Consider the following 16,267-nt stretch of genomic DNA (forward strand, 5'->3'; position numbering starts at 1 on the left):
TCCGAAAAAACCCACTTGCAGCGGTTGTTTCGCTCGGCTAGCCGCATAAAGCTCGCTGCAAGTGGGTGGAATCGGACTGCGGCGCTCGGCGGGCCGCTCATGGCTGCTGCAATTGGGCAAAACCGGACTCAGCGGTAGTGGTCGCGCGCGAGGGGCCGCCTAGCCCCGCCGTCCGCACGTGTCCGAGGCGGACTTTTTGCGCTAGTCCGATTTTGCCGGCTTGCAGCAGCGGATTTGGCGGTGGGGGCAGCCGTAGTCCGAAAAAACCCACTTGCAGCGGTTGTTTCGCTCGGCTAGCCGCATAAAGCTCGCTGCAAGTGGGTGGAATCGGACTGCGGCGCTCGGCGGGCCACTCATGGCTGCTGCAGTTGGGCAAAACCGGACTGCAGCGGTAGTGGTCGCAGCGCGAGGGGCCGCCGGGCCTGGTGGGGTGCTCGGCGCACCGCCTCGGCCACGCTCCAGGGCCGCGTCCGGCACAACTGCTCCGCCCACGCGCGCCTGGCGCTGGCAGCATCGCGTTCGCCGGCTCACGGGGGCTCGGTCCGAGCGGCCCAGCGCCGCTCGCCTAGCGGGTGCCCCGGCCCGCGCTCCGCGCGTGGCGCCTACTCGCCGCCGCCCATCGCAACTTTCAGTTTGCGGTAGTCTTTGGGCGGCAGCCCCTTCGTTTCACGGAAAATGTGTGAAAACGTTTTGTAAGAGCCATAACCGACTTCGTGCGCGATCTCAATCACGCTCATGTCGGTTGACACGAGCAGGCTGCAGGCATGGCGCAGCCGCAGATCATGCAGGAAGTGGACGAACGTTTGCCCCGTCGTCTGCTTGATCACTTCGCTGATGCGCGACATGCTCATCGAGAACTTGGCGGCCAAATCGCTCAAAGTAAGCTCCTCCTGATAGTTGCGGTGAATGTAGTGGATGATCGGCCACGTGGAGGCGCTGACTTTCGACGGCTGGCGGGCATCCCGGGCATCGCTGACAGGGGCTGCCTCACTGCTGCGCCGAAAACGATCAAAACGGATCAGAATCTCTTTGAGCTTGATCTGCAAAAACGTGCGCCGCCAAAGTTCATCGCCATTGTAGGCTTCATGCATGTCTTTGATCAGCATTTCCATCCGCTCCTTGTCGCTTCCCGCGAACTGGGCATACGATTGCAGTGAATGGAAGTCTTTGATCAGCGACGATAAATCGCCATGCTGCCCTGGCTCCATGAGCAGGTCCATGCTGAATTCACAGTTAAACAAGACGAGCGTGCTCCCAGGATCTGTAAAAATCTCGTGAACCTGATACGGCAGCACGAAGGTAAAAGTGCCCGGCACCATCGGATGGCGCACATTGTTGATCACTTCCGAGCCGCTGCCCTCCAAGACGTAAGAGAACTCCAAATAGTCGTGGCGGTGAGCGCGGTAACCGTTATGCAGCCGGTTAACCTTGATATGCAGCGGAGATGAGGTATCCATATTTGGATACGTTTTCAGATATTCAGGAAAGTGGGTCATCAGCTCGTGCCTCCGAAAACTTAAGATGTTTTCCGAAGAAAAAGGTGCGTTTTCCTCTCCAATATATTTTAACATACAAGTGAGCAGTTGATAGAAAGAAAATGAGACGTTGGAGGGGCATACATGAGTGCATCAGAAAAAGTAAGAATTGGAATTATCGGAGCCGGCAATATTGGCGGCGTTCATATGAAGGAGTTCTCCAAACTGGCGGACCGCTGCGAAATTACGACCGTTACGGACGCTTATTCACCGCTGGCTGAAGCTAGAGCCCAAGAATTCGGCATCGCCAAAGTAGCTGCATCTCCGGAAGAGCTGATCCATAGCGCAGATGTCGACGCTGTTATTATCGGCGTGCCGAACCAGCATCACGCTCCGCTGGCGATTCAAGCGATCGAAGCGGGCAAGCACGTGTTGTTGGAAAAGCCGATGGGCATCAATTCCGATGCGGCTCGGCAAATTTTGAAAGCGAGCAAGGCGTCGGATAAAGTGGTCATGGTCGGGCATCAAATGCGCTTCGAAGCGGTTCCGATGCAAATCAAGCAGCAAGTTGAACGAGGCGAGCTGGGCAAAATCTACACGGCCAAAACCGGCTGGTTCCGCCGCAAAGGCATCCCAGGCTGGGGAACCTGGTTTACGCGGATGGATCAATCCGGCGGCGGTCCGCTGATCGATATCGGTGTGCACATGCTGGATTTGGCGTTATATTTGATGGGCAATCCGAAGCCGGTATCGGTTTTTGGTTCCACATATGCGGAATTCGGCCCGCGTCGCAAAGGAATTGGCACTTGGGGCAAGCCGGATTGGAACGGCGTCTATGATGTTGAAGATTTGGCGACAGCGCTGATCAAAATGGAAGACGGCAGCACGCTGACGCTCGAAGTTAGCTGGGCCGTTCATATGGACACGGATAATACGCCGTTTATCCATCTAATGGGCTCTGAAGGCGGAGCTAGCTACAGAGGACCGAAAGGCAAGCTGCTCACGGAGAAGTTCGATCGTGCGATCGAAACGGAGCTGAGCAAGCCGGAGAATGATGAAGGCGAGCGTCTGCGCCTGAGCCGTCATTTCCTCGATTGTATCCGCGATGGCAAACAGCCGATTACTTCTGCATTAACCGGATTTACGAACAATCTCGTGTTGGATGCGATTTATGAGTCTTCCAGAACCGGTCAAGCGGTGAACCTGGATTGGAATTTGGATTAAGCTTGTTGTAGGGAAAAGGGGAAAGGGAAAAGCATAACCAAGGCAGCGGCCTTGGTTATGCTTTTTTTGTCGTGGGGAAAGCTCCATCAGGGGGCTGCAGCGCCGGCAGCGGAAGCGGCACTCCGCTATTGCGACCTGCGAGTCGCGGAAGGCGGCCCCGCAGTGGCTTCTTTTTGCCGAATAGAGGATATTTTGCATGGAAAAAGAGAATATAGATGGAATGGATACAAGCAAATCTATGAAAAGCAAGCCTATGAAGGAGCTGACCCAAATGCTTTTGGATGCATATAAAAGAAGAATCGCTGTCGCTTCCGGCAAAGAACCGGCGGATACCGTGATCACCAACGGTAAAATCATTGATGTCTTCAACGGAGAAATCATCGAGGGGGATATTGCCATTGCCGATGGGATCATCGTCGGCATCGGCGCTTACAGCGGCCATGCTGTTGTGGATGCGGGCGGCAAATATGTAGCGCCGGCGTTCATCGACGGGCATGTGCATATCGAATCTGCGATGCTGACACCGGCGGAGTTTGCCAAAGTGCTGCTGCCGCACGGCGTTACGTCGATTGTCGCCGACCCGCATGAAGTTGCGAACGTCATGGGCACCAAAGGGATTCAGTACATGCTGGATGCCTCGGAAGGCGTGCCGTTTGATTTTTACTTTATGCTGCCATCGTGCGTGCCGGCAACTGATTTTGAGCATGCGGGGGCACGGCTGGAGATTGCGGATTTGGCTCCATTTTATGAGCATCCGAGGGTGATTGGTCTGGCCGAAGTGATGAACTATCCCGCCGTCCTGAACGGGGAGGAATCGATGGTAAACAAACTGGCGGAGACGCTTCGCCAAGGAGCCAAGATTGACGGCCACGCAGCGGGCTTGAGCGCGATGGACCTGAACGTGTATTTGACGGCCGGAATCCGGACCGATCATGAAGCCGTTACCGTCGAAGAAGCCAAGCAGCGCCTGCAGCGCGGCATGTACCTGATGATCCGGGAAGGCACGGTCGCCAAAGATTTGGAGGCTTTGATTCCAGCGGTTACACCGCACAATGCCCGAAGATGCCTGTTCGTCACGGATGACAAGCTGCTCGACGATCTGCTGCAAGAAGGCAATGTGGACCATAACATCCGCCTGGCGATTTCCAGGGGCGTGCCGCCGATTACAGCTATTCAAATGGCATCATTAAACACAGCGGAATGCTTTGGATTTACGCAAAAAGGAGCGATCGCGCCAGGCTATCAAGCCGATATGTTGTTCATCGACGAGCTTGAAGCCTTGTCCATTACCCATGTCTTTAAGGATGGGCGCTTAGTGGCCGAGCGCGGGGAGCTGGTTGATTTTCCTGCGGCTGCCTCCTTCCATGCGGCGAGCGCCGCTGCGGATTTAACCCAAACGGTGCGGTTCGCGGATATTACCGTTCAAGATTTGCACATGCCGCTCACCAGCAGCAAAGCCCATGTCATCGGGATTAAACCGAACAGCCTGATCACGGAGCCGCTGGTTGAAGAAGTCGATAATACCGGTGGGCAGTTCCGCCCGTCGGTGGAGCAAGATTTGCTGAAGCTGGCTGTAATCGAGCGCCATCACCATACGGGTAATATTGGCCTCGCGATTGTCCATGGCTTCGGTCTAAAGAAAGGGGCGATCGCTTCGACGGTGGCCCATGATTCGCATAATGTCATCATTGCCGGTACGAATGACGAGGACATGGTCGCAGCGGCCAATAAGCTCAAAGAGATGCAAGGCGGTCTGGTCGTCATCGCCGACGGCCAGGTGCTCGCTGCATTGCCGCTGCCGATTGCCGGCTTGATTGCGAACAGCCCTTATCAGGATGTATATGATGGCCTGAAGCAGCTGGACACCGCTTTGCAACAAATCGGAGCTAGAGACGATTTTAACCCGTTCCTGATGCTTTCGTTTTTGGCTTTGCCGGTCATTCCAGCGCTGAAGCTGACCGATCTCGGCCTGTTTGATGTCACACGGTTTCAGCATATTCTGCTGGAGGCGGAGTAAAGCAGGCTTCCCACAAGAACCCGTTTGCGGCACACAGCTGCGCGGGTTCTTTTCATGAAGGGAGCTGCCCTTGCAGGCTGCGGAACTTGCCGGGCGGCATCTGCTTGCTTTCCGTGAATACCCGCGAAAAATAGTGCACGGACGAAAAGCCGGTCGCTTCAGCGATTTCCTTAATAGACAGCGTGCTGTGCAGCAGCAGGTGCGCCGCTTGGCGGATGCGCTCGCCCCGGATGAAGTCGGTGAAGCTTTCATGGATGCCTGCGGCGAATAATCGGGACAGATGGCGCTCGGAGACGTTCAAATAATGAGCGACATCCTTCAGCCCCAGCGATTGCGACAAGTTATCGCGAATGTAGAGCTTGGCCTGCTGGACCAGCAGGTTCGCGTGTGCGCGGTCCAGATGCCGCATATGCCCGCTGCCACCGAACAGCGTGAGGAATGACAGCAGCAGCGCCTGAGCCAGCGGCGGGGTGGCGGCTAGCGGGAGATTGCACCCCGCGTCATCACGAATCAGCAGCGCCTTCCATAAGTGCGCCGCCGGATGCTGCGCCCCGTCATGTACGACCACATCGGCCTGCTCAGCCAAGCGGCCAAATGCTGCGCGCATCGCATCGCTGGACCGCTTCTCATCCAGTTCGAAAGCGACAAACAGCAGAAATAAGCCATGCTGCGTACGAATTTGATGCGTAACCCCTGGCCTGGAGCAAAAATGCGTGCCTGCCCGAAGCGGATAATCGACCCCTTCTTCGGTATAGGTGCCCTCGCCCGCCATCACATAACAAATCTCGAAGAAGGAGTGCTTATGCACCGGATTGCTGGGCAAAGCGGGAGCAATGCCCCAGTAATGCACTTGGAAGCAAGCTTCGCTGCCGTCCAGCACAAGGGCGATTTCGTTCAAGAGCAAGCTGGTTTCTTTACAGAGATACATGCTCGAACCACCTCTAAAGATGTCCTGATTTTACAAAAAGATGTCCGATTTCAAAAAAGACGAGTTCAAGTCCAACTCCCTATAATTATAAGTGTGAATAAGGTTTGGTACCATCCTATGGGCGGGAGGAAATGGTCATGATTCAGGAAAAAGATGCAGATTTTTATAAAGAAAACGGGTACTTGCTGGTGAAAGGTGTGTTTCATTCACAAGAAGTGGCGGAGATGAGGGAGGCGGTGGATCACATCATCGCCCGTGCGGCGCAGTCCAAGGCGGATAGCAATGCCGCCTGGCAGGGCGATTACATGCCCCCGGAGGAATTGAAGAAGCTGGTGCTCAAAGGGTTCCATGACGTGCACTATCACGATGCCGCGTTCACGCGGGCCGTCGTGCATCCGAACATGCGGGCTGTGTTGACTCGTCTGATCGGTCCGAACGTGCAGCTGCATCATTCCAAAATGCTCGTCAAACCGCCGGAAGTCGGAGCAGCTTTTCCGATGCATCAGGATTATCCGTATTTTCCGCATGATAAGCATACAATGCTGGCGGCAAGTGTGCATCTTGACGATGCCGATGAGGAGAACGGCTGCCTGCGCGTCATTCCCGGGTCTCATCGCGTCGGCTCTCTGCCGCATGTAGGCGCCTATTACTTGAATCATAAGGAATACCCGATCAAAGAGGGGTTGTCTTGCCCCGCTCAAGCTGGCGACGTGCTGTTTTTTAATTATTTAACCATCCATGGCTCGGAATCGAATCGCAGCCAGCGCTCACGGCGCAACGTGCTGTTCCAGTACCGCGATCCCAGCGACTTCCCGACGGAGAATGTGCATTTTGACTGGGGAATGGGGCTGATGGTGAGCGGCGAAAACCCCCATTTTACGAAGGTGAAGCCGAACTTTAAGATTGTGTGAGTGAGAAAATGGGAAAAAGCGGAAGGGGCTCTTCCGCTTTTTGCTTTTTTATTAAGAGAGTGTATCTTCGCTTGCACTGCCGGTTTCACCGAGCCGCGCTTTGGCTAACTGCGCTTGAGCGGCATCCAGCTGCTCATGGGCGTCCTGAATCGTATCACGGCGGTGATTGTTCGCCGTTTGCGCCTTATTCAAGTTGCTGAGGGCATCGGCAACCGCATTATGAGCCGCTCTTTCGGCTGCTTGCTGCTGTTCGGAACGTTGGTCGGACATCGATCTTCCTCCTATAATCTGGATTTTCTGACATCGTTAATATGATCAGAAACTTGCCGGATCATTCGCTGTCCGCATAAAGCTGCATCACTTGCGCAGCATGGCGGCCCATGCGCTTTCGAAGCTCCTGCGGGGCGACGATTTCGCTGCGGATCGGTGTGGTGCTGTGGCCCGGCGCCTTCGGGCATCTGATCGATCGGGGCCACGGGGCGCTGCCGTTCTATATCGCTGCCGCTGTGCAGCTGCTGGCCTTGCTGTGGTTCGTCAGGGCCGGCAGATTCCGCCCCGAGCAGGCGCCAAGCAATGCGGCATTAGAGTAAGCTTGGCATTTCTTCGATGCACGCTGCGGTTTCGTTTTTGACATTGCCGACAAGGCTGGGCACGGCATACGCATGCATCCGGTCCGAAGCGTACGGCTGGAGCAGGGAGGTCAGGAGGCCGACATCCTGATTGCCGCGGTCCAGCCACACCTGCTCGTCCTCCGGCCGCAAAATGACAGGCATCCGGTCGTGAATCGGTTCCATCAGCTCGTTCGGCGTTGTCGTAATGACCGTGCAGGTGCTGACTTTGCTTCCGTCCGGCCTCACCCACGTATCATAGAGCGCGGCCATACTGAAAAGTTGCCGGTCCTTCATAACAATGCGCATCGGCTGTTTGGATGAGCCGCTTTTTTTCCATTCATAGAAACCGTCTGCCGGTACGATGCAGCGTTTGCGCGAGACCAGCGTCTTGAAAGCCGGCTTTTGCAGCAGCGTTTCCGAACGCGCATTGATCATGCCGCTCGCCAGCTTCTCATCCTTGGCCCAGCTTGGGACAAGCCCCCAGCGCAGCTCGCCCATTTTATTTGTTCGCCCATCATGAATGACGGCAAGCACCATCTGCATCGGCGCGATATTGTACCTTGGCGTGTGAAAGCGGTCAAGCTCCATCTCCAGATGATAATGCATCATTAATTCCTCTAAACTGATCGTTAATGTATAACGGCCGCACATCTTCATCACCTCTCTTCCAAGTATAATCGAACTGTACGCCCCAGTAAAACTTACCAATCGCTAACATATTTTCTATAAAAATATTCTTGAATATAGAGCGTATGTTCGGTATATAATAAGCTATGTAGTAAAAACACGAACATACGATCTGTATTTTGGGAGGTGCAGGTGAATGAGGCAGGCTCCTGAACGGACGATTTTTCTGATCGACGGACAATCATTTTACGCATCCATTGAAAAGGCTGCCCATCCTGAACTGAAAGATAAACCGGTAGCCGTCGGCGATCCCGCTCGCCGGTCAGGCATCATACTCGCCGCATGCCCCGTCGCCAAGTTGCGCGGCGTGACTACGGCGGAACGGGTGGGGGAGGCGCTCGCGAAATGCCCGGAGCTCAACATCATTCGCCCGCGGATGCAAACTTATATCAGCATTTCATTATTCATTACGGAGATTTTTGAATCGTTTACCGACCAGGTTGAACCGTACAGCATTGACGAACAATTTCTCGATGTGACCGGCTCTACGGCATGCTTCGGCCCTCCGGAAGAGATTGCCCGGCAAATTCAGACGCGTGTGCAGCTATCCACCGGTGTCTGGACGCGCTGCGGCATCGGTCCGACGAAAATTTTAGCCAAGATGGCTACCGACAATTTCGCTAAAAAAAGGCCTGAGGGCATATTCAAGCTTGGCTATGAGAACATCGAATCGGATTTGTGGCCGTTACCCGTACACCACATGTTTATGGTGGCGTCGCGGATGACGCGTCATTTTTTGAGAATGGGCTTAAATACGATTGGCGACATCGCCCGTTTGGAATTGGGGGAGTTCAAGCGGCGCATGCGTTTTGAGATGGGGAAGCAGAGTGATATTCAAGCAGAGTACTATTGGCAGACCGCGCGGGGGATCGATCCCAGTCCGGTCGTACCCGGCATTCGCAATCAATTGAAATCAATCAGCCACGGGAAGGCGCTCCGCAGCAGCCTCTATCGTAAGCTTGAGGATATTGAGGTTGTGCTTTTGGAGTTGGTCGTGGAGGTTTGCCGCCGCAGCAGGAAGCACGGATATATGGGCTATGTGGTGAGCGTTGGCGCAGGGGAGACCGATGGGGTGCGGACTACGGGATTTCATCGGCAGGTGACGCTGCAGCAGCCCACGTCTTTATCGCATGAAGTCGCGGCGGCCGCGCTTGAGATTTTTCACAAATTTTGGAGCGGCATGCCTGTAAGCCATCTGCATATTTCGCTCACGCAGTTGGTGGATGACAGCGTCTATCAACTTACCCTTTTTGAAGACCGGGAGAAAGCCTACGGGTTGGAAAGAGTTACGGACGAGATCAAGGATCGATTTGGCAGTGTCGCTATTATGCGCGCCTCCTCTCTATTGGCAGCCGGCGTAGCAAGAGAACGAGGGGAACAGATCGGGGGGCATTACAAATGAGCAAATTAGACGGTAATGAGAGGTGGAAATCCAAGATGCTGCTCACTGAACATCAAGAGCAATATGACAATCGGCATGAACTGAAGAAGACGACTCGTGCCACATCAGAGGAGCTCGCTATGATCCGTGACTACATCTTATTGCCGCATATGCTTACGATGGTGCAAAAGAGCATAGACCATATTGAGCACAGCACGAACATTCTCAAACAATTTTACGTGGCGGCCGGCCAAGTGATCATGAACCAAATCAGCAAAGACATGTACGAAGTGCGGCGGGAATTGACGAAGCGCAACATCAAGGTTATCGGGGACGAACAAGCGGATTTGATCGTGTACCACCGGTTTCTGTGCAGAGGGTTCGAGGACCGGTTTGGCATGACGCGTGATGTGATGCGCTCAGAAATTAGTGTCCAGTTAAAAAAATATGTTAAAGAAACGATGGGGCGCATTTTGAAGGAGAAATAGCCTTCCAAACTAAAAACCTATTTTCATAAAAAAAAGTAACTGAACTCGTTCAGTTACTTTTTCTTGCTAAGGCAGCAGCAGCACCTTGCCGGCGGTCATCTGCCGCTGATATTGATCGAGCGCTTCCGCAGCTTGCTGCAGCGGGAAGGTTTGGCTGATCTCCGTTTGAATCCGGGAGCCGATCCATTTCTTCATCTCCGACTGCAGCGATAGCAGCTCGAAAATGGACTGCGTCTTAACCCAGTCAGACGCCCAGAACCCGACGATCTGCTTGCGGCGGAAGACGAGGTCGTCCGCCTGCACGGTCGTCGCGCCGCCGCTCAGCAGTCCGTACTGGTACAGGGTGGACCCGTCCGGCATTGCCGAAAGGACAGTCCCGGTCAAGGCGCCGCCGACGGCATCGAAGCAGACGGTGGCGCCAAGCTGGCTGCATAGCTGCTCGAGCGCATCCTCGAAGCCGTCTGACTGGCTGTTAACGATATGTATGCCGCCAATGCTGCGCAGCAGCTCCACGTGCTCCTCTTTGCGCACGATGCTGATAATCGGGATGTCATGCGCTTCACCAAGCTTGACCAGCACTTTACCGAGCGCGCTGGCCCCGGCTGTCTGTACGATCGCTTTGGATTTCTGCTTCTTCGCTATGCGGATCATGGCCAAGGCGCTCGCCGGGTTGACGAAGAAGACGGCGCCCTGCTCGTCCGAAACGTGGTCGGGCAGCACCATGCACGTCATTGCGCTGGCCTTGGTATACTCGGCCCATGAGCCGTAGCCTTCGGAGACGAAGGCCACCCGCTTGCCCTTGAGCATCCGCGCGATGACGCTGCTTCCGGTGGCCACCACGGTACCGCATCCTTCCATGCCGCCGACGCAGGGCAGCTCTCTTTTGATACCGTAGGTGCCGTTCATGAACAGCAGATCCGCTGGATTAATTGAGGCAGCATGCACCTTAATGAGCACTTCATCCTTTTGAATAACAGGAATGGCGACCTCGCCGTAACGAATGCCTGCGCCTCCGCTATAATCGTTTAACATGACAGCCTGCATAGTGTTGGACATCCCCAATGACACCTTTCTCTCTATTGAATTAGTTGGAGCCGGCCACATCCCGAATGGCTTTCCACTCCGCCAAATGCTTTTCCAAATTCTCGATGAGGTTGTCCATGCTGTCCAGAAAAACTTCTTTCTCCTTCGCATCCATCGCCGTCATATCTGCCTGCGGCAGCGTTTCATGAGCGGGCAGTGCGTCGAGAAGCGTCTGCAGTTTCCGCGCAATCGGCGGTACGGCAGATTTGGCGTCCGCTTTGCCGGCTTTCTCCTTTTTAGCTGCCGCCTTCGGTTCAATCGTTTTGGCCCGTTCTTTGCGGTTCTGCTCCATAATGGACCAGGTTTCGATCAGATCAGGACCGGATTTATACAGCAGCTTGTCTTTTGTGCCGGATGAAATCTCTTTATCCTTGAACAAGCGGGCGATTTTTTTGACATCGCTGACCGGCAGCTCGTCTCTGGCGATGATTAATGCCAGCGAATCGCGATGCTCCATCGGCAGGTCTTTGATCGGGGCCAGCTGATCTTCCGTCAGCTTGTCTTTGCGGATTTCCGTTCCGCTGACGATCAGCTTTTTAACCGCATGGCTGAACTTGAGCAAATCGCATTTGTTTTTAATGTAAGCTTCAGGCTTGCCGAGTTTGCTGGATAAATATTTGACCGAACTGCTGAACTTCGGATTGTTGAGCAGCTTGTCGAATGCCTCCGCTTCTTCAATCGGTGAGAAGCCCTCTCGCGTTAAATTTTCGGCGACTTGCTCCAAATAAATTTCCATTTCATCGGTCACTTGGGAGACAATGCAAGGGATCGTCGGCTTGCCCAGCATCATGCAGGCTTTGTACCGCCTGTTTCCATAAATAATTTTATAGCGACCATCGCCCGTTGTTCGCACCTTAATTGGGGATAGCAAGCCCAGCTCTTCAATGCTCTTCATTAATTCTTGCAGAGCTTCTTCATCAAACTGGTAGCGGGGCTGGTCGAGATCTTCGTCAATGAGATCCGCCTTGATTTCAACGATATCCATGTTGTTTCTCCTGTATGTATGAGTAGATTTCGTATAATTACACGTCAAAGGACAAAAGTATTATACAATAAATGTTGAAAGTGAAAATGAAAAAAGGGAAATTATAGTAAAACTTAAGTGAAATTTTAGGTGATGTTCGTACGCTTGGAACAAAGGGGAGAAAGTTTTGAACGAGAAAGATTGCATGATGCTGCAGTATCTTGAGGAAGAACAGAGCTTGACGAAAGCTGCAGAGCGTCTCTACATCACGCAGCCGGCGCTAACGTACCGGATCCAACAGCTGGAAAAAGAGCTCGGCGTGCCGATCATCGTCAAGTACGCCAAAGGGACGAGGCTCACGCCGGAAGGCAAGTATCTGGTGACATATGCCAAACAAACGCTGCTGGCGATGAATAAAATGAAAGATTACATTACAAGTATGCGGGGCGAGATCAAGGGCGTCCTGCGTTTGGGCGTCGCAAGCAACTTTGGCCTCTATAAACTGCCTCCATTGCTCAAAAAGTTCAAAGACCTATACCCGGACGTTCAGTTTAATGTCACTTCGGCGCTGAGTTCGGAGATTCTTGATCTGCTGCATCAAGAGGAAGTCCATCTCGGCGTGATCCGGGGAGAATACCATTGGCCGGATGCCAGGTATCATTTGCACGATGAGCCGATTTACCTCATTTCCAAAGATCCGCTTGATCTGGAACGACTCCCGGAGCTGCCGCATATTCATTTTGGCGAACCGAAGGTGAGGGCGATGAGCCATTCGCAGTTCCCCTTCAGCGAGACGATTCAAGCCTGGTGGCATGAGCGGTACCAAGCGCCGCCGACGATTACGATGCGGGTCGATGCATATGAAACCTGCAAGGCGATGGTGAAGCAGGGATTGGGTTATTCGATCGTCCCCGGCGTGTTTGTCACCCCGCAAGACGAGCTGCACACGGTGGATTTAGTACGCCTAAGCGGAGAGCCGATCAGACGGCACACCTGGATGCTCTACAGGGAAACCTCGCTGGAGCTGGCTATTGTCGACCGCTTCGTACAGTTTATGAAAGCTGAACATGCAGCTATTTAAGCACATCTTCTTTGGGGGAGATGGCAGCAGCCCGAGAGGGCTGCTTTTTGTGTTATAAATTTTTTTTTGGTAAAGATCAAAAAAATATGAATTGTACTTATGGGAAACGTACCGATACTATGGTTCTTAGAGTTACTTCAATTTTCTGAGTATTCCTGCCAAAATGCAGACAAAACCATGACAAAAAAGACAGGTGGGGGAGTCATTTGAGTATTGAAATGTGGAATCAGGACAAGGAGCGGATTGAAAACGCTGTCGATGCGCATGACGGTTTACTGCGGGACCTTGCTATGCAAATCCATGCAAATCCGGAGCTGAGCTTTCACGAGCATCAAGCTAAGCAGTGGCTGAGCGAACCGCTGAAGGAAGCGGGATTCGCGGTCGAGACCGGGATCGCCGGATTGGAAACATCATTCCGCGCGACATGGGAAGGACAGCCCGGCGGACCTGTGATCGCGCTGCTTGCGGAGTATGACGCGCTTCCTGCGATCGGCCATGCTTGCGGACATAACTTGATCGGCACAGCGGCCGTAGGCGCAGCGCTCGCCTTGAAAGAGGCGTATCCGCAGCTTCCGGGGAAGATCGTGGTGCTGGGCACACCCGCTGAAGAGGAAGGCGGCGGCAAAATCATCATGGCGGACGACGGCGTCTTCACCGGCATCGATGCGGTCATGATGTGCCATCCGCAGAACAAAACGATGGTGCTGCGGGGTGCATTGGCGTGCGTGGACGCGACCTTCACGTTCCATGGCAGACAGGCGCATGCATCATCGGCTCCCGAGCGGGGGATTAGCGCGCTCGATGCGCTAATTAACGCTTTCGTCGCCATCAATTCCTTGCGGCAGTTCATGAAAGAGGACGTGCGGATTCACGGCATCATCACGAAGGGTGGGGATGCGCCGAACGTCGTCCCTGAGCTGTGCGAGGCGGTATTTATTTTGCGGGCGGCTACCGTTGAAGAACTGGCTGTGGTGCGGGACAAGGTATACCGGGCCGTGCGCTGCGCAGCCGAAGGCGTCGGGGCGACTGTTGACATCGCCGAGGGGCTCATTTATGCGGAGCGCAACAACAACAAGGCGCTGGCGCAGTTGTTTCAGCGCAATTTAGAGCTGATGGGCATTGAAGTGTCAGCTCCTCCGGAGAAGGGCGGCGTTGGTTCCTCCGATATCGGCAACGTCAGCCAAGTCACGGCGGCGATCCATCCGTACATCCGTCTCGGAGATGCTACGACGCATACGCCGGAGTTCGCTGCCTTGGCGGGTTCCGAAGCCGGTATGGTGGAAATGAACCGGGCTGCGAAGGCGTTAGCCATGACAGCCTACGATTTATGCGCGGACAAAGCGGCCATGGAGCGCGTCCGCAGCGAGTTTCAAGAATGGAAGCACAATCGAATGGGGGACGGCAGGCATGGATAGCACTGTAAAAAGAGAAGCTGAAGTCAGAACGGGTTTAGCCAAATGGTTTAAAATGCCTCACACTTATGTCATCTTAGTGATTCTTGTTTTTGTAGCAGCGGCACTGACCTATGCCATTCCAGCGGGAAAATTTGAACGCGTCAAGGATAAGGTAACTGGCAAATCCCTCGTTGTAACGGGCTCTTACCAGTATGTGGATCCAAGCCCAGTGAGCCTTGTGCAGATTCCAAAAGCGCTCGTGCACGGGATGATTGCATCGGCCGATGTCGTCTTCTTTATCTTCATCATCGGCGGCGCATTCCAGATCATTTCGTCTACGGGCACGATTGAAGCGGTTACTTCCAGAGTAGCCAAAACGTTTGCCAACAAGGGCAGGTGGGTCATTCCCATATTCCTCACCTTATTTTCCGTCGGCGGTTTTACGATGGGGATGTCCACGGAGGTGATGGTGTTCGTGCCGATCGGAATCGCGATTGCCCGGGCGCTCGGGTTCGACGCTTTGACCGGCACGGCGATGATTTCGCTCGGCGCCTCCTGCGGCTTTACCGCCGGCATTTTGAATCCGTTCAATGTCGGACTGGCGCAAGCGATCGCACAAGTGCCCATGTTCTCTGGAGCGTGGCTGCGTGTTATCTTATTGATCGTTCTTATTACGGTAACGAGCTTGTACTTGGTCCGTTATGCAGGCAAAGTGCGCAAAGACCCTACGCAGGGCATCGTGTACGAGCTCGAGCAGTCAGCCTCTGGGGAAAGCGTTGATTTCTCCAAGCTGCCTACTATGATGCTGAAGCATTACTTGACCATTGCGGTCATTATTATTGGCTTCGCCTTAGTCATTTGGGGCGTTTCCAAAAAAGGCTGGTGGATGGAGGAGCTTGGCGCGCTGTTCTTAACGATGGGCGTTGTTTCGGGGTTCAGCGCAGGGTTCGGTCCGAGCCGGATTGCCACCGAGTTCGTGAAGGGGATCCGAGGCATCGCTTACGGTGCGTTCATCATCGGTCTTGCCCGGGGGATTATGGTCGTGCTTGAACAAGGCAATGTCATTGACAGTATTGTCAACGGCTTGGCCATCCTTGTTGGCGATTTGCCGACTTCCGTGCAGGTATTGGGGATGTACTTGTTCCAAAACGTCATGAACGTGTTCATCACCTCCGGTACAGGCATGGCGGTGACGACGATGCCGATTATGACACCGCTGTCCGACTTGCTCGGCGTTACACGACAAACGTCCGTGCTCGCTTTCCAACTGGGCGACGGGATCACAAATATGATTTTGCCGACGTCTTCGGCCCTAATGGGCAGCTTGGCCGTGTCGGGGATTGCCTACCAGAAGTGGGTTAGATTTTTCTGGCCGCTGATGTGCATGTGGCTGCTTATCGGCGCCGTGTTTATCATCGTGGCTAATGTAATTAAATACACGTAAGGCAGGGTGGGCTGGACCGTAAGGTCCGGCCTTTTTCTATTGAAGAAAGGCGACAGCCGTCATGACTGTCACCGTGACTGTTTCCGTGACTGTTTCCGCTCCCCCCCGTAGTCCGGTTTTGCCCACTTAGAGCAGCCATGACTGGCCACGCCGTCTCTGTAGTCCGGTTTTGCCTGATTAAACACACCATATTCTTCCTTGAAGCTTCGAAAGCGCGTTGTAACTGTGTTTTTCCGGACTACAGCTCGTTTGGGCTGCCATCACGCCTCTGCAATTGGGCAAAACCCACTTAGAGCGCGCTCGGATGACTGGTTACACCAGCGTCCTTTGCCTTGTTTATAGAATACTTGCGCGCATCACCTGAATATGGTATATTGTCATTCCTGTCCTCTAAACAGGACATGCAGTGGGGTTTCTCAGGAAGTCTGAGCTTGTTGATTATCTTCAAGAATGGATCGAAAAAAAACACTTGCAATCAGGTTTTCGACATGGTATATTACATCTCGCTGCTTCGGTAACGCGGCGGCGAACGAAAGAGAATTGTTCTTTGAAAACTGAACAACGAGTGAGAAGCAAGTC

Annotated in this window: 16 protein-coding genes; 9 read left to right on the forward strand and 7 right to left on the reverse strand. The window is 53.8% G+C overall.

What is annotated here, in order from left to right; all coding sequences use genetic code 11:
• Positions 1–97: 97 nt before the first annotated feature.
• Together O9139_RS02605 and O9139_RS02610 are read right to left on the reverse strand one after the other, a co-directional pair.
• On the reverse strand, positions 98–376 hold the full coding sequence (locus tag O9139_RS02605) for a hypothetical protein (RefSeq protein ID WP_270877896.1): 279 nt from the start codon (positions 374–376) through the stop codon (positions 98–100).
• A gap of 226 nt (positions 377–602) precedes the next feature.
• Positions 603–1,496 carry an AraC family transcriptional regulator gene (locus tag O9139_RS02610; RefSeq protein ID WP_270877897.1) on the reverse strand — a complete coding sequence of 298 codons (894 nt, stop codon included), beginning with the start codon at positions 1,494–1,496 and terminating at the stop codon, positions 603–605.
• A 123-nt stretch (positions 1,497–1,619) separates the two neighbouring features.
• Here O9139_RS02610 and O9139_RS02615 point away from each other — a divergent pair, with 123 nt between their 5' ends.
• Positions 1,620–2,699: a Gfo/Idh/MocA family protein gene (locus O9139_RS02615; protein ID WP_270877898.1), complete on the forward strand. Its 1,080-nt coding sequence runs from the start codon at positions 1,620–1,622 to the stop codon at positions 2,697–2,699.
• A gap of 271 nt (positions 2,700–2,970) precedes the next feature.
• A complete protein-coding gene (gene ade, locus O9139_RS02620) occupies positions 2,971–4,716 on the forward strand; it encodes an adenine deaminase (protein ID WP_270877910.1) in 1,746 nt (581 codons plus the stop codon).
• A 52-nt stretch (positions 4,717–4,768) separates the two neighbouring features.
• Here ade and O9139_RS02625 read toward each other — a convergent pair whose 3' ends face one another.
• Positions 4,769–5,644, reverse strand: a complete 876-nt coding sequence (locus O9139_RS02625; protein WP_270877899.1) for an AraC family transcriptional regulator — start codon at positions 5,642–5,644, stop codon at positions 4,769–4,771.
• 137 nt (positions 5,645–5,781) lie between these two features.
• Here O9139_RS02625 and O9139_RS02630 point away from each other — a divergent pair, with 137 nt between their 5' ends.
• Positions 5,782–6,555, forward strand: a complete 774-nt coding sequence (locus O9139_RS02630) for a phytanoyl-CoA dioxygenase family protein (RefSeq protein ID WP_270877900.1) — start codon at positions 5,782–5,784, stop codon at positions 6,553–6,555.
• Between the two features lie 51 nt (positions 6,556–6,606).
• Here the strand turns inward: O9139_RS02630 and O9139_RS02635 are convergent, their stop codons facing one another.
• Positions 6,607–6,825 carry a hypothetical protein gene (locus O9139_RS02635; protein ID WP_270877901.1) on the reverse strand — a complete coding sequence of 73 codons (219 nt, stop codon included), beginning with the start codon at positions 6,823–6,825 and terminating at the stop codon, positions 6,607–6,609.
• 110 nt (positions 6,826–6,935) lie between these two features.
• On the opposite strand from O9139_RS02635, the gene O9139_RS02640 reads away from it, so the two are divergent.
• Positions 6,936–7,145 carry a hypothetical protein gene (locus tag O9139_RS02640; protein ID WP_270877902.1) on the forward strand — a complete coding sequence of 70 codons (210 nt, stop codon included), beginning with the start codon at positions 6,936–6,938 and terminating at the stop codon, positions 7,143–7,145.
• Here the strand turns inward: O9139_RS02640 and O9139_RS02645 are convergent.
• A complete protein-coding gene (locus tag O9139_RS02645; RefSeq protein WP_270877911.1) occupies positions 7,137–7,817 on the reverse strand; it encodes an SOS response-associated peptidase in 681 nt (226 codons plus the stop codon). The genes O9139_RS02640 and O9139_RS02645 overlap by 9 nt on opposite strands.
• Positions 7,818–7,989: 172 nt before the next feature.
• On the opposite strand from O9139_RS02645, the gene O9139_RS02650 reads away from it, so the two are divergent.
• Together O9139_RS02650 and O9139_RS02655 are read left to right on the forward strand one after the other, a co-directional pair.
• Positions 7,990–9,255 (forward strand): DNA polymerase IV, encoded by a 1,266-nt coding sequence (locus O9139_RS02650; protein ID WP_270877903.1) that lies wholly within the window; start codon positions 7,990–7,992, stop codon positions 9,253–9,255.
• Entirely contained in the window at positions 9,252–9,722 is a 471-nt protein-coding gene (locus tag O9139_RS02655; RefSeq protein ID WP_270877904.1) for a hypothetical protein, read from the forward strand. Before O9139_RS02650 ends, O9139_RS02655 begins: the two co-directional genes overlap by 4 nt.
• A gap of 66 nt (positions 9,723–9,788) precedes the next feature.
• Here the strand turns inward: O9139_RS02655 and O9139_RS02660 are convergent, their stop codons facing one another.
• Together O9139_RS02660 and O9139_RS02665 are read right to left on the reverse strand one after the other, a co-directional pair.
• Positions 9,789–10,778 carry a zinc-binding dehydrogenase gene (locus O9139_RS02660; RefSeq protein ID WP_270877905.1) on the reverse strand — a complete coding sequence of 330 codons (990 nt, stop codon included), beginning with the start codon at positions 10,776–10,778 and terminating at the stop codon, positions 9,789–9,791.
• Positions 10,779–10,806: 28 nt separating this feature from the next.
• Positions 10,807–11,790 (reverse strand): ParB/RepB/Spo0J family partition protein, encoded by a 984-nt coding sequence (locus O9139_RS02665; RefSeq protein WP_270877906.1) that lies wholly within the window; start codon positions 11,788–11,790, stop codon positions 10,807–10,809.
• A 166-nt stretch (positions 11,791–11,956) separates the two neighbouring features.
• Between O9139_RS02665 and O9139_RS02670 the strand changes: the two genes are divergently transcribed.
• From O9139_RS02670 to O9139_RS02680, 3 genes are all read left to right on the forward strand, one after another.
• Positions 11,957–12,850, forward strand: coding sequence for a LysR family transcriptional regulator (locus O9139_RS02670; RefSeq protein WP_270877907.1), 894 nt, complete (start codon positions 11,957–11,959; stop codon positions 12,848–12,850).
• Positions 12,851–13,056: 206 nt separating this feature from the next.
• On the forward strand, positions 13,057–14,265 hold the full coding sequence (locus O9139_RS02675) for a M20 family metallopeptidase (protein WP_270877908.1): 1,209 nt from the start codon (positions 13,057–13,059) through the stop codon (positions 14,263–14,265).
• Positions 14,258–15,688 (forward strand): YfcC family protein, encoded by a 1,431-nt coding sequence (locus tag O9139_RS02680; protein WP_270877909.1) that lies wholly within the window; start codon positions 14,258–14,260, stop codon positions 15,686–15,688. The genes O9139_RS02675 and O9139_RS02680 overlap by 8 nt, the downstream gene beginning before the upstream one ends.
• Positions 15,689–16,267: the final 579 nt, after the last annotated feature.

The sequence above is a fragment of the Paenibacillus aestuarii genome, assembly GCF_027789125.1.
GTDB classification, from domain to species: Bacteria; Bacillota; Bacilli; order Paenibacillales; family NBRC-103111; genus Paenibacillus_E; species Paenibacillus_E aestuarii.

Coding starts and splice junctions, on each gene's coding strand:
- O9139_RS02650 (WP_270877903.1), top strand. CDS start 7,990: ATGAGGCAGGCTCCTGAACGGACGATTTTTCTGATCGACGGACAATCA.
- O9139_RS02680 (WP_270877909.1), top strand. CDS start 14,258: ATGGATAGCACTGTAAAAAGAGAAGCTGAAGTCAGAACGGGTTTAGCC.
- O9139_RS02635 (WP_270877901.1), bottom strand. CDS start 6,825: ATGTCCGACCAACGTTCCGAACAGCAGCAAGCAGCCGAAAGAGCGGCT.
- O9139_RS02630 (WP_270877900.1), top strand. CDS start 5,782: ATGATTCAGGAAAAAGATGCAGATTTTTATAAAGAAAACGGGTACTTG.
- O9139_RS02655 (WP_270877904.1), top strand. CDS start 9,252: ATGAGCAAATTAGACGGTAATGAGAGGTGGAAATCCAAGATGCTGCTC.
- O9139_RS02615 (WP_270877898.1), top strand. CDS start 1,620: ATGAGTGCATCAGAAAAAGTAAGAATTGGAATTATCGGAGCCGGCAAT.
- ade (WP_270877910.1), top strand. CDS start 2,971: ATGCTTTTGGATGCATATAAAAGAAGAATCGCTGTCGCTTCCGGCAAA.
- O9139_RS02660 (WP_270877905.1), bottom strand. CDS start 10,778: ATGTCCAACACTATGCAGGCTGTCATGTTAAACGATTATAGCGGAGGC.
- O9139_RS02645 (WP_270877911.1), bottom strand. CDS start 7,817: ATGTGCGGCCGTTATACATTAACGATCAGTTTAGAGGAATTAATGATG.
- O9139_RS02640 (WP_270877902.1), top strand. CDS start 6,936: ATGCGCTTTCGAAGCTCCTGCGGGGCGACGATTTCGCTGCGGATCGGT.
- O9139_RS02665 (WP_270877906.1), bottom strand. CDS start 11,790: ATGGATATCGTTGAAATCAAGGCGGATCTCATTGACGAAGATCTCGAC.
- O9139_RS02625 (WP_270877899.1), bottom strand. CDS start 5,644: ATGTATCTCTGTAAAGAAACCAGCTTGCTCTTGAACGAAATCGCCCTT.
- O9139_RS02610 (WP_270877897.1), bottom strand. CDS start 1,496: ATGACCCACTTTCCTGAATATCTGAAAACGTATCCAAATATGGATACC.